We start from the raw sequence: 21,737 nt of genomic DNA on the forward strand, positions 1-21,737 counted from the left end.
CTATGAAATGTGCTGGTCGGCGGGTCGATGCCTTCGATCATCCGAACTCCGTTATTGATGCAGAATATTGATCAAATATGACTTGACAAACAGGCGAGCAGCACGAACTCAAGTCTTCCAGCTGAATGGATCGAGAAATGCGCCCTGGGAACCCTTTCTGCGGGCGCTATCGGCCGTGGGGCGCGGAAGCCTGGGACTGGCTGTCGCCATGCGGTGCGCGTCCCGTACGCGTCTTCCCAGCTCAAGCGCCCGCGAGAGCCCGCCGGTGGGGTAGTCGAAGAAGGTAACGACAAGATAACAGAACTCGCTTCCGGGTTGAAAGTGTCAATGTCGAGTGTCAACATGTACATATGACATTGACAGTCGAGCTGAGGGTGGCAAAGGAGAGCGCGAGGCCGGGGCTCGGCGTCTCGCGACGGATCCTCTTCCCCTCTTTGCGCGTCTTGACGGTCGTGAGGAAATAAGGCCCGCATAAAGCGGGCCTCTGTTTGAGTCACGCTGCGCTGTTTGGTGCCGCACGCGTCGGTGTGCGGACGTCGGACCGCACGGCGGTTTCCTGGAATTCCTCCAATCATGAAAGCGGGTTCGTCATGTCCAAAGAAACCAGTAAATGGCTCAACAACAACGTGCTGATCGGCTTCACCGACAAGCGCGGACACGCCTGGCACTACCGGGCATCGGATCAGGGCAACGAAACCAACCACTACACCGGTGCGATTCCGGTAGCCGACGTGCAGCGCCGTCTGTTCAACTGGACCGCCGAACCGGCGCCGGTGCTGGTCGCGGGCGCGTTCAGCTTGCGCCGTGTACCCAACAAGCAGGCGATCACTGCATCGGACACCGGGGACGTGCTCGGGATCTTCGCCGACGGCTACACCGTGCACCAGTACCAAGAATGGCTCCTCGGCAAGGTGGGAACCATTCTTGACGACGGTCTGGCGATCGGCTCGGCGGGCCTGCTGCGCGACCGGAAGCAGGCATGGGTGAGCGTCGAAGTGCCGGAGAACGTCACCACTCCAGAAGGGGTGGAGTTCCGGCCGAACCTGGTCGCCTGCACCAGCCATGACGGCAGCCTCGCCACCACCTACAAGCGGATCGTGACGAACGTGGTGTGTGACAACACCATGGCGGCCGGTCTGCGCGAACACGGCCAGCAGTTCAAGGTGAAGCACAGCCGGAACGGCAAACTCCGCATTGTCGAGGCGCGCGATGCGCTCGCGATGGTCCACACCGTGGCCGAAGAGTTCGCCGCCGAAGTCAAGGCGCTGTGCGAGACGACTGTGTCCGACCGGGCATGGCGCGCCTTCTTGGACGCGCACACTCCCGTTCCCGAGGAAGCAGGGCGCTCCCGCACGACCGCGACGAACGAGCGGGCCGCGCTTACCCGGTTGTGGAACAGCGACAACCGGGTGAGCCCGTGGCGCGGCACCGCGTGGGGGGTGGTCCAGGCCGTCAACACCTACACCCACCACGAAGGGGTTGTGCGTAACGCGTCCCGCGCAGAACGGAACATGGCCCGCGCTGTCGACGGAACGACCGTCACGCTCGATCAGGACACGGTGGCGACGCTGGGCAAGGTGCTGGCCGCGGGTTGAACAAGACCCGGGGCCCAAGTTTCGCCACTTCGGTGCCCGCGCGGCCCTCCGTCGCGCGGGTGCCGTGGCCGCGAGACTGCCGCACCTCACCCAGGACCGAGAACGACGTGCCAGCCCGGCGGCCGGCGGACGTTTTTCCCGGGGCTGATTTTTGGGGTTCGTTTTGTCTCCGGGATTTCATGGTCGTCGCGGTCGGCGATTGTCGGTTGGCGAAGACTTCGAAAAACCGAGGGAAGTGGAACTATGTCCAAGAACCCACCTGGCTCCGTGCCGGAAATGGTGTGTCGAACGTGCTATCAGCCGCTGAACCGATTTCAATTCGGAAACAGTTCAGGCAGCTTCGAGTGGTGTCACCCGCTCGACTTCAGTGTCGAAGCAGATCATGAGCCTGACCCGATTCCGCGAGCGGACGCACGGCATGTCGTCATGGTCTGCGACTTCTGCTCTGGTGGTGGGGTTCGTTGGTCATATCCGACCATCGGAGAGATTACGACCACCACCGCGTTACTGACACACACAGACGAGGAGTACCGCCGAAGGATTTCACGGCACTGGCAAGTGGTGAGCCCGAAAGAAGGGATCGCGGTTGACATCGCCACCAATCGATACAGCGACCGATGGGCCGCATGCGATCCGTGCTCCGACCTGATCGAGGCCCGCGACCTGGAACGGCTCATCACACGTATCCGCCGACTCCAGCAATCTCGCTTCGGACGCGTCCTTTCGGCGCGAAACCTGCTCCGAGCCCACCTCGCCGAATTCTGGCGGCTGGTGAGACCCCGCGAGCCCATCGACCAACCCTGACAGCGCAGGGCGGCGAGAGCACTCGCGATTACAAATTTCCCTGAACGTGACCGACGTGCAATTCTGAAATGCCAGGACTAGCCGCCTGGTCCGCGTCCTGATTTATCCCATTGTGCAGAATGAAGGGTCCAAAAATGTTCACGTCATCCACTCTCGACGCCACCTGTGGCGAGGTTTATGTCACGATCACCTACGGCTGGAAAACCTTCCCGGCGATCATTGACCACGAACGCTCGAACGGATTTCCCGTCCCTCGATTTCGGCGCACCGTCGCCGAGGCAATTGCCCCGTGGCTCAACTCGCTGCATGGTCGCGACCCCAGTGCATGGCGCCACACGGCCACCATCGACGGTGACGTATTTTCTCTCACCGATACAGAACAGGGCACCCTGGAGCTGATCGAGCCAGACGAGAACAACCGATACGCGATCGGATCCGGAGTAGGGCCCTGGGAACTGACCGCTCCGCAACGCGACAGCCAAGCTGATGCCGCGCTTCTGAGTGACCCGGCGCGGCTCACGGCCGAGGACGGCGAAATCCTGGTCACCGTCAACATCGATGGCGAGGACCCCGCGTTCCCCGCTCTGTCCTGGCAAGGCGGGTGGAGCAGGGCCGGAAGTCCTCGGTTCCGTCGCCCGGTAGCCGAAGCGGTCGTCGCCTGGATCAGCAACACTGCCAGCATGTACGGTCCCGACGAGTGCTTTAGCGCGTACTGGGATGGGGACATCGTCGTGCTGATCGATCCCCAACTCGTCGGCGAAGACGGGTACCTGCCGTCTCGGATTGCCGCTGACGAGGACGGACGCTACTCGATCGGAGCTACCTTCGAATGGGAACGCGTCGACTGAATCTAGGCCGCCAGCCACAGCAGGGCTTCCGCTTCCGCTGCGCGGCCCCCCGGGCGGCGCCCAATGAGGTGCGCTGGTGGCCCGGGCGGTAGCGGATGGCCGCCAGCCAAGTCGGATGTACCCGTGACCACGGGACCACGCCGAGGTCGCGGGCGCATCCGGCCTTCAATCGCAGTATCTCGCTAGAGTGTCCAGGTCCACACGGAGACAGGCAGTCGATCACCTGGGCCGAGGCCCGCCCCGGGCACGGCGAGAGAGGCCGCAGATGAACAAGGATCAGCACGTCGCGCTGCTGCGTGCCAGCCGTAAACGCGTGGAAGCGGTCGAGGACGCGCTGGAGAGCATCCGCGAGGTGGAAGCCTCGCTGCAGGAAATGAAAGAGATCCTGATCGATCAGCGGAGAATCGAACGCGGCGACAGGCTCGCCGAAATGCGGAGGGCTGATGAGGCGGGTGTGTCGAAGGCTCTGATTGGCAGAGAGCTCGGCATCAGCCGCACTGCCGTCTATAACTGGCTCCAGGGCTCAGCTGAACAGTCAGACGAAGCCGAAGGCGAAGCGTGATCGACTCACTGGAGGAGTCGGGGGCCCGGGTGCTCGCTCAGGTCGACGGGCCGGACTTGGGCGACGGTGCCGGATTCGTAGGCGTTGATCATCTGACCATGCACGAGATAGATCCCGACGTGTTGGATCGCCCAGGGCGGTAGAAGACGAGATCCGCAGGCTTCAGCGCGGCCAGGCCGGCTGGTGCTTTAAGCCCGGTTCGCTCGCGCCGGTCTTCGCCAGCGGCTTGGTGACCAGAAAGCCTCTGTCCGGGATGCGCAGGAACGCCGGTGCCAGCTCCTTCCAAGCTCGCGACCACGACGGTGTCGGTCGGCATGTAGCGGTTGAGCATGATGTTGAGCCATCTCTGGAAGGAACTGCACATCAGCGTGGCGGTATCGCCGACCGGTGATCTCGCCGTTCTGTCACGTCCCCTTGGTGCTCGTCGCTGCCCGGGGCGGGTCTCCGATTGCCGTTGGTCCCACCTGCTGCGACTGATACAAGTAAGGGATGTCACAAACTCTTCAGACAGCCGTAACGAGCGCCATAACCGCAGCCGTGGTGGCATTCATGATTGACTTTTTCATAAAACCGATCACCGAAGCCCGAAAGGAGCGAATTGTCACCAATCTGAAGATTAGGCGTGAAATGACAGCTCACTTGGAGTTTGTAATTAATCAGCACCTCGCAATACTTGCGGGCACTTACGACATCGGAAATCGTGTCCGCGAACCGATCGCTGAAGCACTTGAAAAATTCTTGAAAATTAACGAGGAGCTACAGCTAATAAGGCGCTCTCTAACGACGAAGCAGTCCTCTATCGCGATATCGAAGGGGGAAAGCTATGTAAATAACGCCAGATTGGCATTGTTGGCCCTTGAAAAGTACTCTAGCGTCCTACCTTTGAAGGATATGCCGGGAGCGGTTGGTGGGCCCTACGTGGATCATTTAAATGTCATGTTGCAGCAACTTCTTACGGAAGCTCTCGCTGTTGAACTGGTTACACGATATTCACGTATGAATATCAAACAGTACAGGAGGGCTATTCATCTTGCTTCGAAGCCTGGCCCTTTGGATGAATATCGCAAAAGCGATAAGGGGAAATCTGAGGAAAATTAACGCACCGCTATGTCCAGTGGCTCAGGGTCGGTCACCACCACTTGCGGAGCCGGCGCCGGGGGCGGAGCGCGGCGGGTTCGGTTGGGGCCGGCTGCGGCTTCTGTGCGGTCGGGGTGACGCGGGTTGTCGAGAACGGCCAGGTCGGTGCCGAACGCGACCACTCCGAGGCCAGGGCCGAGTGCGAGTGCTCCGACCGCCGCGGGAAACCACATTTCGTCGAGCTTCCGGGTGCGGACCGTGCCCCAGACCCGGACGAGTCCGTTCTTCCCGCCTACCACTGTGACCAGACGTCCGTCGAGGTGGCCGATGGCCAATGCGGTCATGCGGCTGTCTTCGTGTTTCGGCCACCGGCCCATCGGATTTCCGGTCGTCAGATCCCAGCAGGTTTGATGTTGCCGGCCTCGTCGCCGGGTCACCGCGATGAGGTGGTCGGTCCACTGGCCGACGGCGAGCGCGGAGATCGGGGCGGCGAACGGGTGTTCGCTGGTGCGCAACAGTTCTCCGGTACGAATTTCCAGCTTTGCAGCGTCTTGGTCGTGGCGGCGACGGCGAGTGCGCACTGGCGCGTCCGGATCCACGGCTCGAACAGCTTCTCGCGGAAGAAGCGCGCGCGGAGCACGAACGCCAGCTGCCAGCAGCGGTCGTACAACCGGTACCGGGAAGCGGATTCGACGATCTCGACGAGGGTCGGCCACTGGTCGGCCAGCCAGGTGAAGGCCGCCTCCGCGTCGGCGAACCGCGAGGTGGGCGCGACGGGCAGGCCGGTGGCGGGCCGGAACGCCGAGCGATGGCCAACGCCAGACCCACCGGTGTCAAGTGCCGGGGCTACGCCCACCGGCCGCACCCGCCGCACGGATGCTGCGCTGGCGAGCCGCCGCCAATGGATTATGGCTCGCGCGGCGCCTTCCGGGTGAAGAACGCCGGCTTCCGCAAGCTCGTTGCAGATCTACGAGGAATCGATTCGCCAGCTCACTCTCACCAACAACAAACTGCGGGGCGAAGCTGAACACTTGCAGCGAATGCCACGACGCTCCCGACGGGCGAGTTGCGGCCGGTTCGCTGATGTCGTTACTGCAGGGACGACGTGCTTCCGCCTGGGATGCCCCGACGTGATGGCCCTATTGCAGGAGTCGGACGGCGCCCGCGTACTCGTTCAGGTTAATCGGCTGGGTCCGGACGACGGTGCCGGATTCGTAGGCGTTGATGATCTGGCCGTTGCCGAGGTAGATCCCGACGTGGTGGATCGTCCCGGGGCTGTAGAAGACGAGGTCGGCGGGTTTCAGGGCGGCCAACTGTTCTCTACGACGCGACGCGATGTGCTCCGTGGAGGACGACGAGGTCGAGCACTCGCGCCGCCTCGACAGCATCGAGATCATCGAGGCCGACTGACGGGCCAAACCCCCGGCGAGGCCAGAATCTCCAAGGAGGTCGGTCTCAGCCGCGCGAACCTCTACAACCACCTCAAATGCGCCGCGGTCGAGGAGTAGTCCGCCGGCCTGGTTTCCCCAAGGGTTTCCCTGGGGGCACGTTCGGAACGGCGCTTATTCGGCCTCCGGCGCCTGCTGGTCGTCCGCGCGCGGGACGAGGCTGGCGACGTAGAGAGCCGCCTGGACCAGCAGCGCGGCCATGGGAGCGGAGACCTGGTCGACGAACCCGTGCGCCAGCTCGTTCCGCAGATTCCATCCCGTCGGACCGGCGAGCAGTGTAGAGAGGTAGCTGTCCCAGGACTCGTCAAGGCCGTGCTTGCCGAGCGTGGAGAGCAGAGTTCCGAGTCCGACGTACTTCCCCGGAGTGTTCTTCCGCTGGGTCTGGTATACCGGCTCGTCAATTGCCCTGGCGAGGGTGCGAAGCATCGTCTCTATCTTCGGTGCGAGGACGTAGGTGCAGGCCTCGTAGTCTTGGCGCCAGTACCTGGTCAACGCGTCCGCCAAGACCCGGGGCATTTCCGGCGGCAGGTAGGTCCGTTCCGCGAAGAACTCCTCGACTTCCTCGCGGATCGGATGGTGGACGACCCCGATCTCGTGCAACGCCTTGGCGAACAGTGGCGCACACATCTGCATCCTGAACATTTCTACATCGGAAAGACGCTGCTCTTCCTGATCGTCCTCGCTCTGCGGTTCCCACCGCGGGAGCCCGTCGCCGCCGATCTTCGAGTACGGAATCATCGAGTACAGCGGGGCGTCTTTCTTGAGGGTCTCCACCTGAGCGCGGTTCTCGTCGATTCGGCCGGTCGGAGGTGTTCCCTGCTCGCCGCCCGAGAAGCGCGCGAGACATACGCGCCAGTCAGCACCTTGGGTGAAGTAGCCGATCCAGTTGCCGATCTCCTCGCCGGACATCTCGACGGGGACGCTGAAAGTCTGCATCTCCAGGTCCTCGATACCGATCGCCTGCAGCGCGGTTGTGGCCGCGGCGAGTAGGTCGGTCTGTCCGTGGTCTCTGGCGTAGTCGACCGCTTTGGTGAGATACCCCAGCTTCTGGAGCCCGGCCGACGCCTCTGCGGCCTTGGTCCAGATTCCGACGATCTCCCGGTCGATCCGCTCCAATGCGTCCTTGTCGCCCTTCGCGAGGCGTCGCTGCAACATCGCCGTGTCGACCTCGGTGTAGGGGTCGCCGGCATAACGTGCTCGTGCCGCTGCCAGGAGATCGTCGACGCCCGGCGTCGGGTTCTTCTCCTCAACGAGACGGCCGATAAGGCGCAGCGACACGCCGGGCTGCCATTCAGCGCAGGCGAGGGACTCACGAGCATTGGCGGTTATCTGCTTCACCACATCGTCCGCAAGGTCATTGCGGTTCATCTGCCGGGCGATGTCGAGCGCGCGGGCTAGGGCGCGTCCGCGGTACAGCGAACTCCAGCTTCCAGCGCCCAGCTCCAGGTACGCTCGGCAGGCTTGCTCGGCGTGCTCGGGCTTGGGTTGCCTACCGAGGGCAAAGAGGAGATCGTGCAGACGCGCGCGAACCAGCGACGACGCGGCGGCATCCACGACCTCCGCCCACAGGTCCGTGACAGACGTGGGCAGCTCTGTGATAGGCGTCAGATGCGCGGCGTGGAACACGGGGTTGCTGTTCCCTTCGACGCGTTCCTGCAGGCGGTAGTCGAAGGCGACCGCGATGGCGTCGATGTCCGCGTCGGTGCGATTGTCCGTGAGCGCGGACGAGACTTCGTACCAACCAAGCTTCGCGTCCGCGGCAGCGGCGTCCGCGAGCGCGGCGAGTTCGGCGATCCTCTCCGGGGAAAGATCGAAATCCGGCTCGTCCGCTGTAGTGCTGGGCATCCGGTGGATGCTACTCCCCGTGAGCTTGAGACCTCGCGGTGATTTCGGCTCCCAACCAGCCTTCCGACGCTCAGGCTCTGGCGCCTGAGCTTCACTGCGGCTCGAAACCGACTACGCCGACCTCTGGCTGGTGCTCTGGCCTCCCAGCGTTTGGCCACGGAGTCGCCAGGTGGCTGGAGTTTCCCCAGTGCGGCAAAGAGAGGCTCGTGCGCGCTGTCGGCGTCAGCAACGACGCGATCGAGCAGATCGACACTCTGCACGAAGCCACCCGCGAGTACCTGGCCGTGAGCAAGCGCCAGTGGCGACCCACCCTGTTCCCACGCGTCTCGCGGACCGGTCAATGGTGTTGCCAGCCATGGAGCGCCGAGAGCAGCGCAGAAAGTGGAACAGGTTATCGCGCGTCCGATTGGCGAATGCTGCATTCCCGAACACTCGATCAGCGGCATGACAGTGTGTCGCGTCGATGTGCCGGGACGGCTATCGGCTGGACGTCGGGAGCCCGCCGCGATGAAGTAGCCTTGAGGGCATCGTGGGGCGTGACCTCTTAAGCGCTGGGTTTGGGCCGCCGTGCCTTCGCTTCCCGGACAGTGAGCGCCACCGTGGTGCCAAGTCCTCCGAGGCCGCCCAACAAGCCGGCCAGGCCCCACCAGTAGCCCGCCACGCTCGTCAGGACCGGCCGAAAGAAACCGAGGCCGTCGCTGCCTGGCATCTGCAGGACGTCGACGCCGGTGCCCCGGGGTGCGGGACAGGGGCCGGTGACGGCGAGTTCCTGCCTGGTGCCGTCCGGAAGAAGCACGACACACTGCGTGTACTGGTGCCCGTGCGCGCCAGGGGATGTCGACTCGTCGGCGACTGTGCCGACTACCTCGGTGCCAAACCACGTCAGGTAGACGTTGGTGAAGCGGACACTGCCCGCTAAAAGCAGCACTGCGCCCAGGAGGAATCCGACCCACACGGCCCTCGGCGCCCGACCGTGCAAGATCCACTTACGCAGGATCAAGGTGTAGCCGCAGGTGAGGACGACCGCCAACATGACCGCGCCGATCCCGACATTGCCTACTGCGATCATCCCGGCCCCGACGACCAAGACCAGCAGCACGAGCCAACCGCCGGCCAAGCGCGGCACGCTGATCTGAGGAGGAGATGTCGTTACGTCTGTTGCCACAACTCGACACAATAAGCGCTCGTGGGGGCAGCTGAGCCATGAATTCAGGCACGTGTACCTCGCCGTCCCGGACCGGCGGTCGTTCGCGCCGACCGGACTCGGCCACACCGGACCGGAGCTCGTCCGGCGGCTCGAGGGCCGCAGCGCCCCACATCTGCGTTGCCGGGTCGGGGAATCCCGAGCGTTGCACGGTCTGGGCGGCGACGGCGACGGTCAGGTTCTGCCAGTCCGGTACTGCCAGCAGATGCCGGTAGAACTGCTCGCTGCTGTAGGTGGGGTCCATGATCTGCGCGACGGAGCCCCAGCCTTGCGACGGCCGTTGCTGGAACAGGCCGATGCTGTCGCGGTCGCCGTAGGGCAGGTTCTTCAGCTGCGACTCAGTGATCGCCGTGGTGATCGCGACGACCCAGCCTTGCTCGGGAACGTTCACTCGGGCACGTTCATCCGTTTACCGACGGCGACGACGGTGGCCGCGTTGCTCATCTCCTGCGGACCGTACCCGGCTGCCGAGGTCGTCGAGATGCCCTGGATCAGCACGAAGCCGTCGCCGGTGGGCGGATCGATGGCGAAGGAGGTGTTCCGGCGGGCCGGGTCGGGGGTGAGGAATTCAGCCCACGCGGCGGCGGCACGCCGGGGCGTGTCGCGCAGCCCGGCGCGGTCCGGGTCCTCGCCGAGCGCGATCAGGATGTGGCGGTACAGGTTTTCTGCAGCTGGACCACGTCGACCGGACTGCGTGGGATGGTGCCGAGAGCAGGTTCGTAGAGGACGGTCATACGGTCACTCCTTCGGGCTGCCAGGTCCACGTCCGCCACCACGAGGTCCAGGTCCGGCGGCGGCGTTTGGTCTTGAAGGCGTCTACAACGGTGGGGCCGGCACCTCGCGCGCAGGCCGTATGGCCAACGTCCGGTACGACGGCAAGCCCGCCCACGCGCGCAGCTCACCCCAGCAAGCTGATGAACTCCGCCAGATCACGGGCCGTGCCCGGATCGGGCATGCCCCCTTCGCTGCTTCTCCACGTCGCCCGATTCATGACGCCGTGATCTGGACAGCCAAATTCTAAGAGTGGGTGTGTGGGCTTGTGCGGGCTTGTGTGGGAAACAGGACTCCAGTCGGTCCATTGCGGCAGGCTGGCTGCAGCGCTTCGGGACGCCTGGTCCAAGCGAAAAGCAGCAAGGAGGTTCAATGCGCAAGAAGCTCGTATGGACGGTCGCGATCACCTCCCGGCTCCGTTCGGGCATACGTAACCCGCGCACCCTCGCCGTCGCCGTCGCGGCCGTAGCGGTCCCATCGATCCTCGGCTGGTACGCCGCTGACCAGCACGCAAGTGGTCGGCCTACCTCAGCGGGCGTCTCCTGGTGCGATCGACACCTCCAGGCCGCAGGTCTCGACCCGGATCACCATCTGACCCTGTTCACTGGCGGCCGCAGCGAGGCACATGCCGAGATCTGGTCCCAGGGTTTCAACCTCCAGCTGTGCCTTACCGACGGTCACGGGGCCGGTGTCACCGATGCAGTCGACCCCGCACCCGGTGGCACCGCGGCGCTGCCTAGCCGAGCGGTCATCCTGGATACCTCAGGCACGTTCGGCACCGGCACCGTCACGGCATACACGACCGGTTTCACCGGCGCTGACGTGCGTGGCCTCACCGTCACCTCCGGCGGCCGCACCATTGCCGCGGAGATTCAGAACGGCCGCTGGCTCGCATGGTGGCCCATCGCGGACAAGAAAGCGGCCAAGGACGCAACCGTTACTATCACCTACGCCAACGGCACATCCATGTCGGGGCCATTGGCCAAGGTCGCCCCCTACGCCTCCTAGGAGAACTCTGAAAATCTGTCAGCGTTCGAGTCCGGGATTCTGGGAATCCGGGCCAGGCGTCCGACAGTCACCATCAGAGCAGCGGCCGCTACTTGATTTCACCTCGCCCATTCACGGTCCCCAAGTTCGTCCGAACGACCCTCGCCTGGGGGTAAATTGAACCGCCGTTAGGGGATGAAACGATTTCACAGGTGGCAGGCTCACCGGGATCTATCTACTAATCGAAGAGAGGTTATTCGTGCACATCACCAAGAAGCTCATGGTCGGCGTGGCCGGGCTCGCACTTACTGCCGGTTTGTCCGTGACCGGAGCCGGGACCGCCAGCGCAAATACGGCCCAGAACTGCGGCGCCACCACGGCCCCGATCACGGTCTCGCACCCGGTCTCCATCATGGACAACGACAACCGCCTGGGAATTCTCTACCTAGGCTACTTCGGGGACTGCAAGGGCGTCTATGCCGAGATCCACTGGAACTTCGGCCCGTCCAACCCGGTCCCGCCCAACCCGGCCGGCGAGGGCGAAATGGACGTCTACCGTCCCGCAGGCACCGTGTACGTCGAGGGCGAGAACAAGGACGGCTTCCCCGGCACCAACTTCGCCAAGGACCACCTCGACGGCACCTACACCACCTCGCCGATCGAGGACATCCACTACAACCGGTGGGGCGGCAAGTATGCCCCGCCGCTCAAGTTCCTTCCCGACGTCGACCTGACGGTCTACAGGACCGACAGTGACTGGACGCAGCACACCGACTGCTCGAAGCACATGTGGGGCAACTGGCACACCTTCTCCGATGGCGGCTGGGGCTCAGGCATCTACCTGGACTGCTGATCTTGACGACGGCGAGCCGACCCTGGTCAACGGGGCTGGCTCGCCTGCCAGGTGGACGGCGTCATCGGCGTTGAGGTCCAGCTTGCGGGCGATACGCAGCAGACTGAACACGGTGAGCTCCAGAGTCAGCGCGCAGCCTGCGGTCGGGCCGGTCAGCGCGAGGGCGACGGATTCTGCGGCGAGGCAGACGGCCGAGACGGTCAGGGCGGTGATTGTGCGGCGCTTCTTCAAGAGCCTGGGCTAGACTGCGGCCCCCTGCTGGGCTCCGCCCTGGACTACGCCGGCGGCTTGCCAGCACTGTTGTTCACCCGAGCTCGCGGTGCTCAGCCGAGATGCGCTGGAACGACGCTTCGCCAAACACGCCCGCACCGCCACCCAGTCGTGTCCTGAGGTTCACCCAGAACGGTGGACAGGGGTTTACGCAGTTCAAGCAGCCGCTGGCAGTGACTTGTCGTAGTCGTCGGGGCTGAGCATCCCTATCGAGGAGTGTCGGCCAGGGAGGCAACCTCATGCCGCCGACTCGTGAAAACTGACCCCCAGGGACCACCCAGGATCGAAAATTGCGAAGCGTTGACAACCTCGGCGAACACAACGCGGCGAAGAGACGTTCCAGGCTGCCACGCTCGTCGCGGCCAAGCTCATCACCGGGGATACGGGCGAACCACCATGAGCAGTGGCTACCGGACTCTCCAGGGGTTGGCTGATCTGGCGACGGGCTCGGCTGAGCCACCGAGCGAGAGTACGACGTCCCGACGCCACCCTTGCTCCTCACGGCCCTTCCTGCGGTCCGGTCGCGTCCTCGGCGGCGTAACTGCCTCCCCACAAGGCCCTACACCTCGTACACTCGTCGTCGGCTACAGCCACGGGAGCGGCATGGGGGTGGCACGGGCGTGGGCGCATCCGGGGACACGGCTCCGAGTCCTGATCAGGCGGTCGATCTGGCCGAGTTCATCTCCCTGCTGGGGAAGCTGCGCGCCTGGGCTGGGCAACCCTCGTATCGGAGTCTCGCCAAACGAGTGGGTCCCTTGCTACGGCCCGCCCAGGTGGTGTCGCCGTCCACTTTGGTCGACGCCTTCAAACCCGGACGGCGGCGGCTGGACATCGATCTGGTCGTCGCGATCGTCAAGGCCCTGGGGCTGGACGAAGCAGCGGTCTCCCGGTGGCGGGCCGCTTGTATCGCCGCGCACGCCAACGCCAAGACCGGCCCCGTCGGTGTGTTCCGCCAGCTGCCGGCCGACCTGGCCACGTTCACCGGGCGGACACGGGAACTCGCGCAGCTGATGGACGCGGTCGCCGAAGACGGCCCACGCACCGTGGTGGTCTCGGCGATCGAGGGCATGGCCGGGGTCGGCAAGACCCGGCTGGCCGTCCACGCCGCACACGAACTGGTGCGCGCGGGGCGGTGCACGGACGTGCAGTTGTACGTGGATCTGCGTGGCTTTGACGCGGAGCTGTCGCCGGCCGATCCCGGTGCCGTGCTGGACGGCTTCCTGCGGCAGCTGGGCGTGGCTGCGCAGCGGATCCCGGACGGGCTGGACCAGCGGGCGGCGATGTTTCGCGACCGCTTGGAGGGCAAGAACGCCCTGATCCTGCTGGACAACGCGGCCGACGACCGGCAGGTGCGTGACCTGATTCCGGCGAGTCCCACCTGTCTGGTTTTGATAACCAGTCGGCGCACCTTGGCCGCGCTCGAAGGCGCCTCTTTCCACCTGCTGGACGTGCTCGCCCCGCCGGACGCCCTCGACCTCCTGGCCCGGATCGCGGGAGCCGACCGGGTGGCCGCCGAGTCCTCCTCCGCCAAACAGATCGTCGAAGCCTGCGGCTACCTGCCATTGGCGGTTTCACTCGCGGCTTCCCGGCTGCGCTCCCGGCCCGCGTGGCGGCTGGCCGACTTCGCCGAACGTATCGGCGAGGCGGGCCTGGTTTCCGCGAGCGTCGGCCGCCGCTCCGTACGCGCGGTTTTCGATCTTTCCGTGGCCGGGCTGGAGGACCCGCTGCGGCGGTTCTTCCTTGCGGCCGGCCTGTTCCCCGGTGGCGACTTCACCGCGCAAGCGGCGGCCGCCCTGGCTGATGTCGGCGTCGGCGCCGCGCGGCAGATGCTGGAGCAGTTGCAGGACGAACATCTCCTTCAACAGAACACCCCGGCTCGGTACGCGTTCCACGACCTGCTCAGGACGTACGCCCGGGAGCTTGCCTCCGAGGAGTCGGCCGGATACACGGATCTCGGCGCTTTGACCCGGTTGTTCGACCACTACCGGTACACGACCGCGGTGGCCATGGACCTGATCGAGCCCGCGACGCGAGAGCGACGGCCACGCGTCACGCGGCCGGACACCGAGGCGCAGGAATTTGCCGACCGCGCCGAGGCGCTCGGCTGGCTGCAGACCGAACGACCCAACCTGCTGGCCGTCGCCGCGCGCGCGGCCTCCTGCGGCCTCGCCGCGCACGTCAGCCAGTTCTCGCACATCGCCTGGCGCTTCCTGCATGACCACGGTCACCATCGCGACGCGCTCGAGCTGCACGCGCTCGCTGTCACGGTCACGCGAGCGAGCGGGGACCGCAGGGGGCTGACCAATGCGCTGCGCTTCAGCGGCCTGGCCTACGAACGCCTCGGCATGCTGCAGGAGGCACTCGCCGCGTTCGAGCAGGCCCGGACACTGTGCGAGGACCCGGGCGATCTGGCCGCCATCCTGGAGGGCCTGGGCAATGTCAACGTGCTGATGTGCCGGTATGCGCGGGCGGCCGAGTATTTCGACCAAGCTCTGGCCCTGTGGCAGTCGCTCGGCCGGATGCTCGGCATCGGCAACAACCTGGGAAACCTGGGTATCACCACGTTCCATCTCGGCCGATACGGCACAGCGCACGACTATCTGCTCAGGGCACTCGCCGTGCACGAGGACCACGGATATCCCACCTCCCAGACCCAAGCACTCATCTGGCTCGGCATCGTCGGCGAACGAACTGGAAATCATGTGGGAGCAGCCGAGCATCTGAATCGGGCGCTCGAGCTCGCCCAGACTCACGGCCTGCCCGGCTTCGAGTCCGACGCACTCGAGGTCCGAGGCCGGGTGCGGCTCGCCCAGGGACACAGCGACCAGGCGCTGGCCGACCTGCTGCGTTCGCTGGAGATACGCGGCCAGCACCTCAACCAGCCGAACATGTGCAACAGCCTGCTGGCTCTCGGCGCTTTGTACCAGCGGCAACGCGAGTACGACCGCGCACTGGACCATCTGGGCAGGGCGCTGGAGACCGCCCGCGACGTCGGCACCCCAGCCGGCGAGTGCGCCGCGCTCACCGGGCTCGGCGAGGCACTGGCGGCACTCGGAAAGACCTCGTCCGCGCTCGACCATCATCGGCGGGCACTCGAACTCGCACGGAAAGTCGGCGATCCCTACTGGCTCGCGCGAACTCGCGAGGGCCTGGGCGCGGCGTTGTGCACCGATGGGCACGAAAGCCAGGGCGTCCGCCAACTTCGGATCGCGCACGACTCATACAACCGAATCGGCGTGCCCGATGCGGAGAGGGTCGAGGCGCACCTGACGGAGCGACAAGGTCGACTCCGTAGCGGGTGACCCTTGACGGCCCGGTTTAGCGCCGACCGCAAGTGAGACCATAAGCCAAAACCCCTGGCAAATGAGAGCGCCTCATTTGGTGAGTTTCTAGACCACCAGCTTGTGCGCACCTACCCACAGAGCTGGCGTCCTCGCTGCCGGTAGAACTGCACAGGGTCGACGGCCTGCCCGTTGGTCTCGATCTGCAGGTGCAGGTGTGCTCCGGTGGAAGCTCCCCGGTTTCCGACCGCGGCGATGGGCTGGCCGGCCTGAACGGATTGCCCTTCGCGGACGAGGTTGTGGTCGTTGTGACCATAGATCGTCACGATCCCGTTCCCGTGCTGGATGCGTACCCACAGCCCGTAGCCGGACGCCGGCCCTGAGCTGATCACCGTTCCGGAGTTGGCTGCCAGGATCGGCGTACCGATGGGAGCCGCGATGTCGAGTCCTTTGTGGAATTCGCTGCCGCGGTACCCGAATGTGGAGGTGCAGGTGCCGTTCGTGGGGGTCGTCCAGCCGCCGGTCGTGGCGCTGGTCGTGCAGGTGGCACCTTGGACGGCCCCGACGATCTGGCGTGCTGTTGGCTCGAATGTCGCGTAGCGGTCGGGAAAGCCCGATCGCTGCACGGTCTGGGCGGCCACGGTGACCGGCATGTTCTGCCAGTTCGGTAGCGCCAGCAGATGCCGGTAGAACTGTTCGCTGCTGTAGGTGGGGTCCTTGATCTGCGCGGCCGTTCCCCAGCCTTGTGAGGGGCGCTGCTGGAACAGGCCGATGCTGTCGCGATCGCCGTAGTTCAGGTTTTTCAGGTGCGACTCGGTGAGCGCGGTGGCGATCGCGACGACCCAGCCCTGCTCGGGTACGTTCATCCGTTTGCCGACGGCGATGATCGTCGCGGCGTTGCCCATCTCCTGCGGTCCGTACCCCGCTGCCGAGGTGGCGCTCGCTCCGGCGGGGGCACAGTTCAGGCCCTCGGCGGAGCTGCTGGAGCTGCCGAACACGGCTTGGACCACGGCGATGGCGCCGCCGCCGATGAAGAGAATGATGACGACGACGAACCCGGCGCCGGCGGCGGCCACCTTGCCCATGACGCATCACCTCCACGGACGCGTGGGGGCGGGCGGGGGCATCGGGGTGGGCGGGGGCACCTCCGGACGCGCGGTCACGGGCGTGGCGGCGGTCGGGCGCTGCCCGCTGCCGGGGGCCGAGGCGCGTAGGTTCGGCCAGAGGGTGGGCAAGTCGGCCAGCGCCACGCGACCGGCGGTGCCGGACTCGTCGAGCCGTCGCCAGCGCGGCGCCGCCATGTCGAGCGGGTCCGCGGCGGCTTCGCCGCTGCTGGTCGCCACGGGTACGCGTGCGGGCCGGTCCAGGCCGCGCAGCGCCTCGGCCATGGCCCTGCGTGCGTTGACCTCGCGTGTGGCGCTGGGCAGCCACACCAGCACGGGTGTGGTGATGCTCGTGACCTCGGCCAGCCGCTCGTAGCGGGCGAGCTTGCCCGCCAGGCGGGACAGTTGCTCGGTGCCGAAGTCGAACTCGATGAACCACTCGACCTCCCGGCCGGCCTCGCGCCAGCGGCCGTAGCCGTCCGGGGTGATGATGTCGCCCCAGTGCCGGCCGCACCGGGCGGCCGACCACCAGGCGGCGAGCACACCAGCGGCACCGGGTTGACGCGCTCGGCGGATCAGGGCGGTGAACAGCCCGTTGCAGCCCACGGTGTGCGCCAGCTGCAGCGAGAAAGCGCGTCCGATCTCGCGTTCGCGGCTGTAGCCCAGTTCCTTGGGATCGATGCCGTCCTCGCGAGCCAGCGCGACAGCTCCGGCGGTGTCGAGGACGTAGTACATCGGGTGCGAGCCGCGGTCGCGGTGAGGCTGGAACCGGTGCAGCACGCCCCACTGGTAGAGGTTGCGCAGGCGCAGGTTCGCCCCGCGGCGACCGGTGAAGGCGATGTCGATGATCTGGGTGCTGGTGAGCACGTGGTGCTCGAACAGCATCCGGGCGAGCCACCGGTCGCGGTCGGTGAGATGCCGGGCCAGCCACGCGTGGTGCTCGGCCGAGTTCAGCACGCGCGCAGCAGGTCGTTCCGGCCGATGCGCACGCAATTGCCTTTGTGGGGTGGGATTGCTCACCATCGTGACGGGCACCTCCAGTACGGCAGGACGTGAGAACGCCCTGCGGGCAAACGGAAAAGCTGAGTGGGGTCAGGCCGCGCGGCGCGGATCGAACGCCACCGGCTGGACGTTCTCGGTCGGTTCGGGCGTGTTTCGAGGCTCGGTGTTCACGCGCGCGAGCCGGCGGATCTCCTTGGCCCGACCGGGAATTGCGGGCGGGAGTTTCTCGGTGACCGCGGTGAACGGGGGAGCTTCCTCGCTGTCGAGCACCAGTCGCGCTGCGATGTGGAACCGGCCGAGATTGGCTAGGTCGTGCTCGGAGAGCCGGGGCGCGGTGTGCCGGGCCAGGTGCCGGGCGTCTTCGGGCGACGCCGAGAAAATGATCTTCGAGCGGGCGTTGGTGCTGATGCCTTCCTCCAGTTCGCGCGGGAGCTGGCGCAGGTACTGGTGCGCGAGCGTCATCGACATCCGGTAACCCCGGGCTTCGGCGAGCATGTCCTCCATCGGGTACGCCAAATTGAGGAAGTTGTGGCACTCGTCGATGTAGAGCGAGGCATCGCGGCGGTCGCGCTGCGGTATCCGGGCTCGCCTGGTGGCGGCCTGCCAGGTTCGGGCCACCACGATAGAGCCGATCAGCCGCGCGGTGTCCATCCCGAGCGCGTCCTTGCCCAGGCGCACCAGGCAGATTCCGCCGTCGAGCACCGCATCCATGTCCACGGTGGACTCGCCACCGGCGAGGGAGGCCCGCACGAACGGCCTGAGCAAGAGACCGCGGAGCTTGTTCATCAACGGGGCGACGACCTGGGCCCGGCTGGCGTCGGACAGGTCGTCGTACCAGGTCCAGAACCCGGTGAGGATGTCGTCGGAGATCTGTTCGAGCGCGCGGTGCCGGAACGCGGGAACGGTGAGCAGTTTTGGCAGGTCGGTCAGCGTGGGCGTGCCGGGTAGCTCGCGCAGGGTCAGCAGCCCGGAGCGGAGGATGTCCTCGGTGCGCGGTCCCCAGCTGGAGGCGTAGACGTGGGAGAAGATCGACACGAGGTTGTCGACGGTGCGGGCGGTGTCGGCGCCTTCGAGCGGGTTGAGCACGGGCGGGCGGGCCCGGCTGTCGGCGTCGAAGAGCACGACCTTCTCCCCGAGTCGCGCCGGCAGCCGCATCAGCACGTCGGCGACCAGGTCGCCCTTCGGGTCGATGACGACCAGGCCGCGGCCGGCATCGGCATCGTCGAGGATCATCCGGCCCATCAGCTCGGACTTGCCTGACCCGGTCGCACCCAGGATGTGCAGATGATGACGGGCATCGGCCACCCGCAGCCCGACCGGGCGGGAGTGGCCGGAGTCGGTGATCCCGATCGGCTTGACCCCGGGGCCCTCGGTGGCGATCCCCGGCGGCGGCGGTACCGCTTTCGCCCCGGCACGCTGCAGACCGGGCACCGCCTCGTCGGTCGGGACGTGCGCCAGCGCCGCCAGCTCCGGAATCGAGAGCAGGTCACCGGAGGTGAGCCGTCGTTCGGCCACGGCCTGGACGGGGCGGGGGAGGCGGACGCGGCGGTAGTAGTTGTGCTCGCTGTAGGCCGCGAACGTGCTGGCGATGGCGTGGCCGCGTCCGCGCAGGTGCTCCCGCACCGGGACCCGTTCCGCACTGGGCGTGTGGTCGGGGACGAGGGTGGCGATGGCGTAGCGGATGCGGGTTTCGTACTGGGAGCCGCGCTGTTTGGTCACGATGACCCGGTCCTGCGCCGAGGTTTCCAGCGACGTCTGGTGGTCGACGACCGGCTTTTTCGCTGTGGCGCGAGGTGTACGTGATCCGGTGTGCGGTGTGAGCAGATCCAGCAGACGCCCGGCCACGGTGGTCGAGGTGCCGGCGCGGGCGCGGCGGGCCGCGCGCCGCGCGGTGCGGACACGCGCGCCGGTGACCGGGCGGGCGAGGATCTGCACCACGGCCCGTTCATGGGTGGCGAGCCCGACCGGGGCGCCGAGCAGTGCCCGGACCGGATCGGCCGGGAAGTCCGACCGGATCGGCAGGGCCTCGGTACGGGCCAGGCGCAGTTCCCCGCCCACGGCCTCGACCGCCTTCCCCGGCGGGCTGGACAGCGGGATCGGAGGCCTGCCTGGGGTGGTCCGGGTGTGCGCACCGGGCCAGGCGGCCTCGATCGCCCGCTCGGCCATCCCGGGCGGCACCACACCCGGCAGCCACAGCCGCAACGCGACCCCGGCGTGCGAGAACACGTACTCCCACACGATATGCGGCTGACCGTGGATCCGGCGTCTCCAGCCCGGCCGTAGCAGGCCGACCAGATTGGAGTACAAGGCCGCCGCACCGTCCGGATCGACCGTGGGCGGGGCCAGCACCGTGACCACCCGGGCGTCGGCGGCCATCCGGTCATGGCACCGGCGCGCCCACCACCGGCGCCCGACCACGATACCGGCCACCACGAGCACCAGGACCGGACCAGCGACCGGCCCCCACGACACCACGACATCCCGCAGCGCGGTGACCACCACACGCACCGCACCACCAGGATCACGCAGGTAGTCCTGCACCGGCGAGGCGAGTATCCCCGCCTGCGCGACGACAGAATGGGCAGCAAACATCAGAAACCTCTTCTCGCGCAAGGAGAAAGCTCCGGCAGGGTGCGGCGTTCAGGCCGCGCGCCGCTCGGCACCGTCCGCGCCCGGACGGCGTTCCGGCGCCGGCGCCGAGGCGGCCCGGCCGCCGGGCACGAGCCGGAGATGGCCGCGCCGCGTGCGTGCCCGTTCGGCGTCGATCTCCGCCTGCCACTCGGAGAGCCGCCGTGTGCCCATGCGTTTGAGGAACTGCGGGATGCGGTTCGCGGGCACCCCCACCAACCTCGGGCCGAGCACCGCCAGCAGATCCGAGGCTTCCTGCGACGACCACCCGGCCGCGGCGATCGCGTCCCCATCGGGAAACACATCCGCGACCCGGTCCCGGTCGGGGTCGATGAACAAGTCCTCACGACCGCCGTAGCTGTAGACCCACAAGAAGTTCCCGGGCGGGTCCGGTTCGATCAACCGCTTGAACCGGCGGACTTCCTTGGTATAGGCATAAAACGTCACCTGCGGGCAGGCGCGCATCACGCGACACCACGCCAAGGTGTAGGAATCAGAGAAGAAATCCCCTGCGTCATGCACCCGGATGAACTTCCCGGCGAAGCGGGTCGCCGACAGCTCGCGGATCATGGCGGCTTCCCACCCCGTCAGGTCGTCGAGGACGTACGCGAGATTGGCGATATGCTTGGCTTTCACCGCGGGGAAGAGATAGGTTCCGTTGCGGGCGTAGCAGATCCGGGTACACGCCGATGCCGCGGGACAGGTCACCTGGGTCCGGCCGTCGGGCAGTCGGGCGGCGAGCGCGGGCAGCGTCCAGTTCCAGACGCCGATCGCGCGCATCTCCCGGTTCTGTGTCAGCAACCGGGCCGGCCGCACCGAAACCTCAGGCGTGGTGGTGGAAGAGGACATACGGCACCTCACAAACGACCCGTCAGGCGGGCACGGGAAACGAGCAGAAATGGGGTGGTTGAGACGATTCGCTGCGGCGCGCTAGGCGGCGTGGCCGAGGTCGACGTGATCGTCCACGTCCGCATCAAGAGCCAGCTCGGCGTCGTCGGTGCCGAGATCGACAAACATGCTGTCGTCCGTGGTAGTTTCGGGGTCTGCGTACTGTGCCAGCTCGGCCGGATCTGTGGTGATCAAGGCATCTTCCTGCGGTGAAGCCAAAGCTTGAAACGCGACCCGCTGGGTGCCGGTGCTCAGGAGACCTTGTCCCTTGTCCGCGGAGATCAGGAACTGCTTCTCGCCTTCGGACAGGTTGAAGGTCGCCACGATCTCCTCGATCGCTTGCGGCGCTTGGCGCAGGAGGATCTGGGTGGCGGCGTTGGAGATGATCGCTTTCCCGAGTTCGGTGGCGAGGACGTCGCCGACGTCTTGGGTCGCGATCGTCAAGCCGGCCCAGTGTTTGCGGGCGGCTTTGGCCATGCGGTGGAGGAACCGCGCGCCGGCGGGGTCGTGCATGAGCAGCCACGCTTCGTCGACGGTGATCAGCCGCGGGCGCCGGATGGCCGGGTTGGAC

19 protein-coding genes and 1 pseudogene are annotated in these 21,737 nt (G+C 66.3%); 8 read left to right on the top strand and 12 right to left on the bottom strand.

The window, feature by feature from the left end:
* The first annotated feature begins 590 nt into the window (after positions 1-590).
* From BMY97_RS41810 to BMY97_RS46580, 5 genes are all read left to right on the top strand, one after another.
* Entirely contained in the window at positions 591-1,595 is a 1,005-nt protein-coding gene (locus BMY97_RS41810) for a DUF932 domain-containing protein (protein ID WP_091628682.1), read from the top strand.
* 243 nt (positions 1,596-1,838) lie between these two features.
* Positions 1,839-2,399 carry a hypothetical protein gene (locus BMY97_RS46575; protein ID WP_143086463.1) on the top strand — a complete coding sequence of 187 codons (561 nt, stop codon included), beginning with the start codon at positions 1,839-1,841 and terminating at the stop codon, positions 2,397-2,399.
* A gap of 134 nt (positions 2,400-2,533) precedes the next feature.
* Positions 2,534-3,247: a hypothetical protein gene (locus BMY97_RS41815; RefSeq protein WP_091628684.1), complete on the top strand. Its 714-nt coding sequence runs from the start codon at positions 2,534-2,536 to the stop codon at positions 3,245-3,247.
* A 265-nt stretch (positions 3,248-3,512) separates the two neighbouring features.
* Positions 3,513-3,809, top strand: a complete 297-nt coding sequence (locus tag BMY97_RS41820; protein WP_091628686.1) for a helix-turn-helix domain-containing protein — start codon at positions 3,513-3,515, stop codon at positions 3,807-3,809.
* Between the two features lie 489 nt (positions 3,810-4,298).
* Positions 4,299-4,907 (top strand): hypothetical protein, encoded by a 609-nt coding sequence (locus BMY97_RS46580; protein ID WP_143086464.1) that lies wholly within the window; start codon positions 4,299-4,301, stop codon positions 4,905-4,907.
* Here the strand turns inward: BMY97_RS46580 and BMY97_RS46585 are convergent.
* The 6 genes and pseudogenes from BMY97_RS46585 to BMY97_RS49735 form a co-directional block, all read right to left on the bottom strand.
* On the bottom strand, positions 4,904-5,485 hold the full coding sequence (locus BMY97_RS46585; protein WP_143086465.1) for a hypothetical protein: 582 nt from the start codon (positions 5,483-5,485) through the stop codon (positions 4,904-4,906). The two genes, BMY97_RS46580 and BMY97_RS46585, sit on opposite strands and share 4 nt — an antisense overlap.
* A gap of 540 nt (positions 5,486-6,025) precedes the next feature.
* On the bottom strand, positions 6,026-6,283 hold the full coding sequence (locus BMY97_RS41835) for a C40 family peptidase (protein ID WP_091628720.1): 258 nt from the start codon (positions 6,281-6,283) through the stop codon (positions 6,026-6,028).
* Positions 6,284-6,448: 165 nt separating this feature from the next.
* Entirely contained in the window at positions 6,449-8,179 is a 1,731-nt protein-coding gene (locus BMY97_RS41840; RefSeq protein ID WP_091628691.1) for a DUF4209 domain-containing protein, read from the bottom strand.
* A 544-nt stretch (positions 8,180-8,723) separates the two neighbouring features.
* The gene (locus BMY97_RS41845; RefSeq protein WP_177231799.1) at positions 8,724-9,107 is read right to left on the bottom strand and encodes a hypothetical protein; all 384 of its coding nucleotides are present in this window, start codon (positions 9,105-9,107) and stop codon (positions 8,724-8,726) included.
* Between the two features lie 58 nt (positions 9,108-9,165).
* Positions 9,166-9,774: a hypothetical protein gene (locus tag BMY97_RS47565; protein ID WP_177231800.1), complete on the bottom strand. Its 609-nt coding sequence runs from the start codon at positions 9,772-9,774 to the stop codon at positions 9,166-9,168.
* Between the two features lie 137 nt (positions 9,775-9,911).
* Positions 9,912-10,043: pseudogene (locus tag BMY97_RS49735) on the bottom strand (GTP cyclohydrolase I); the annotation flags it as partial.
* Between the two features lie 483 nt (positions 10,044-10,526).
* Between BMY97_RS49735 and BMY97_RS41855 the strand changes: the two are divergent.
* Positions 10,527-11,162 carry a hypothetical protein gene (locus tag BMY97_RS41855; protein WP_091628694.1) on the top strand — a complete coding sequence of 212 codons (636 nt, stop codon included), beginning with the start codon at positions 10,527-10,529 and terminating at the stop codon, positions 11,160-11,162.
* A 238-nt stretch (positions 11,163-11,400) separates the two neighbouring features.
* The gene (locus BMY97_RS41860) at positions 11,401-11,994 is read left to right on the top strand and encodes a hypothetical protein (protein WP_091628695.1); all 594 of its coding nucleotides are present in this window, start codon (positions 11,401-11,403) and stop codon (positions 11,992-11,994) included.
* On the opposite strand, the gene BMY97_RS46595 is transcribed toward BMY97_RS41860, so the two are convergent.
* On the bottom strand, positions 11,971-12,225 hold the full coding sequence (locus BMY97_RS46595; protein WP_143086467.1) for a hypothetical protein: 255 nt from the start codon (positions 12,223-12,225) through the stop codon (positions 11,971-11,973). The genes BMY97_RS41860 and BMY97_RS46595 overlap by 24 nt on opposite strands.
* A gap of 659 nt (positions 12,226-12,884) precedes the next feature.
* Between BMY97_RS46595 and BMY97_RS41865 the strand changes: the two genes are divergently transcribed.
* Positions 12,885-15,566, top strand: coding sequence for an ATP-binding protein (locus BMY97_RS41865; protein WP_143086468.1), 2,682 nt, complete (start codon positions 12,885-12,887; stop codon positions 15,564-15,566).
* A 110-nt stretch (positions 15,567-15,676) separates the two neighbouring features.
* Here the strand turns inward: BMY97_RS41865 and BMY97_RS41870 are convergent, their stop codons facing one another.
* The 5 genes from BMY97_RS41870 to BMY97_RS41890 form a co-directional block, all read right to left on the bottom strand.
* Positions 15,677-16,630 (bottom strand): M23 family metallopeptidase, encoded by a 954-nt coding sequence (locus BMY97_RS41870; protein WP_091628699.1) that lies wholly within the window; start codon positions 16,628-16,630, stop codon positions 15,677-15,679.
* 6 nt (positions 16,631-16,636) lie between these two features.
* A complete protein-coding gene (locus tag BMY97_RS41875) occupies positions 16,637-17,671 on the bottom strand; it encodes a replication-relaxation family protein (RefSeq protein WP_091628701.1) in 1,035 nt (344 codons plus the stop codon).
* A 69-nt stretch (positions 17,672-17,740) separates the two neighbouring features.
* Complete coding sequence (locus BMY97_RS41880; RefSeq protein ID WP_091628702.1) at positions 17,741-20,242, bottom strand: type IV secretory system conjugative DNA transfer family protein; 2,502 nt, start codon at positions 20,240-20,242, stop codon at positions 17,741-17,743.
* A gap of 48 nt (positions 20,243-20,290) precedes the next feature.
* Positions 20,291-21,127: a GP88 family protein gene (locus BMY97_RS41885; protein ID WP_091628704.1), complete on the bottom strand. Its 837-nt coding sequence runs from the start codon at positions 21,125-21,127 to the stop codon at positions 20,291-20,293.
* An 81-nt stretch (positions 21,128-21,208) separates the two neighbouring features.
* A partial coding sequence (locus tag BMY97_RS41890) for a TraG/VirB4 family ATPase (protein ID WP_177231801.1) occupies positions 21,209-21,737 on the bottom strand: 529 nt, incomplete at its 5' end.

The sequence above is a fragment of the Amycolatopsis saalfeldensis genome (genome assembly GCF_900110575.1).
Classification (GTDB): domain Bacteria; phylum Actinomycetota; class Actinomycetes; order Mycobacteriales; family Pseudonocardiaceae; genus Amycolatopsis; species Amycolatopsis saalfeldensis.

Excerpts from the sequence above, each read along its gene's own strand:
- BMY97_RS41810 (WP_091628682.1), top strand. The coding sequence starts at position 591 with ATGTCCAAAGAAACCAGTAAATGGCTCAACAACAACGTGCTGATCGGC.
- BMY97_RS46575 (WP_143086463.1), top strand. The coding sequence starts at position 1,839 with ATGTCCAAGAACCCACCTGGCTCCGTGCCGGAAATGGTGTGTCGAACG.
- BMY97_RS41815 (WP_091628684.1), top strand. The coding sequence starts at position 2,534 with ATGTTCACGTCATCCACTCTCGACGCCACCTGTGGCGAGGTTTATGTC.
- BMY97_RS41820 (WP_091628686.1), top strand. The coding sequence starts at position 3,513 with ATGAACAAGGATCAGCACGTCGCGCTGCTGCGTGCCAGCCGTAAACGC.
- BMY97_RS46580 (WP_143086464.1), top strand. The coding sequence starts at position 4,299 with ATGTCACAAACTCTTCAGACAGCCGTAACGAGCGCCATAACCGCAGCC.
- BMY97_RS41835 (WP_091628720.1), bottom strand. The coding sequence starts at position 6,283 with ATGATCTCGATGCTGTCGAGGCGGCGCGAGTGCTCGACCTCGTCGTCC.
- BMY97_RS41840 (WP_091628691.1), bottom strand. The coding sequence starts at position 8,179 with ATGCCCAGCACTACAGCGGACGAGCCGGATTTCGATCTTTCCCCGGAG.
- BMY97_RS41855 (WP_091628694.1), top strand. The coding sequence starts at position 10,527 with ATGCGCAAGAAGCTCGTATGGACGGTCGCGATCACCTCCCGGCTCCGT.
- BMY97_RS41870 (WP_091628699.1), bottom strand. The coding sequence starts at position 16,630 with ATGGGCAAGGTGGCCGCCGCCGGCGCCGGGTTCGTCGTCGTCATCATT.
- BMY97_RS41875 (WP_091628701.1), bottom strand. The coding sequence starts at position 17,671 with ATGGTGAGCAATCCCACCCCACAAAGGCAATTGCGTGCGCATCGGCCG.
- BMY97_RS41880 (WP_091628702.1), bottom strand. The coding sequence starts at position 20,242 with ATGTTTGCTGCCCATTCTGTCGTCGCGCAGGCGGGGATACTCGCCTCG.
- BMY97_RS41885 (WP_091628704.1), bottom strand. The coding sequence starts at position 21,127 with ATGTCCTCTTCCACCACCACGCCTGAGGTTTCGGTGCGGCCGGCCCGG.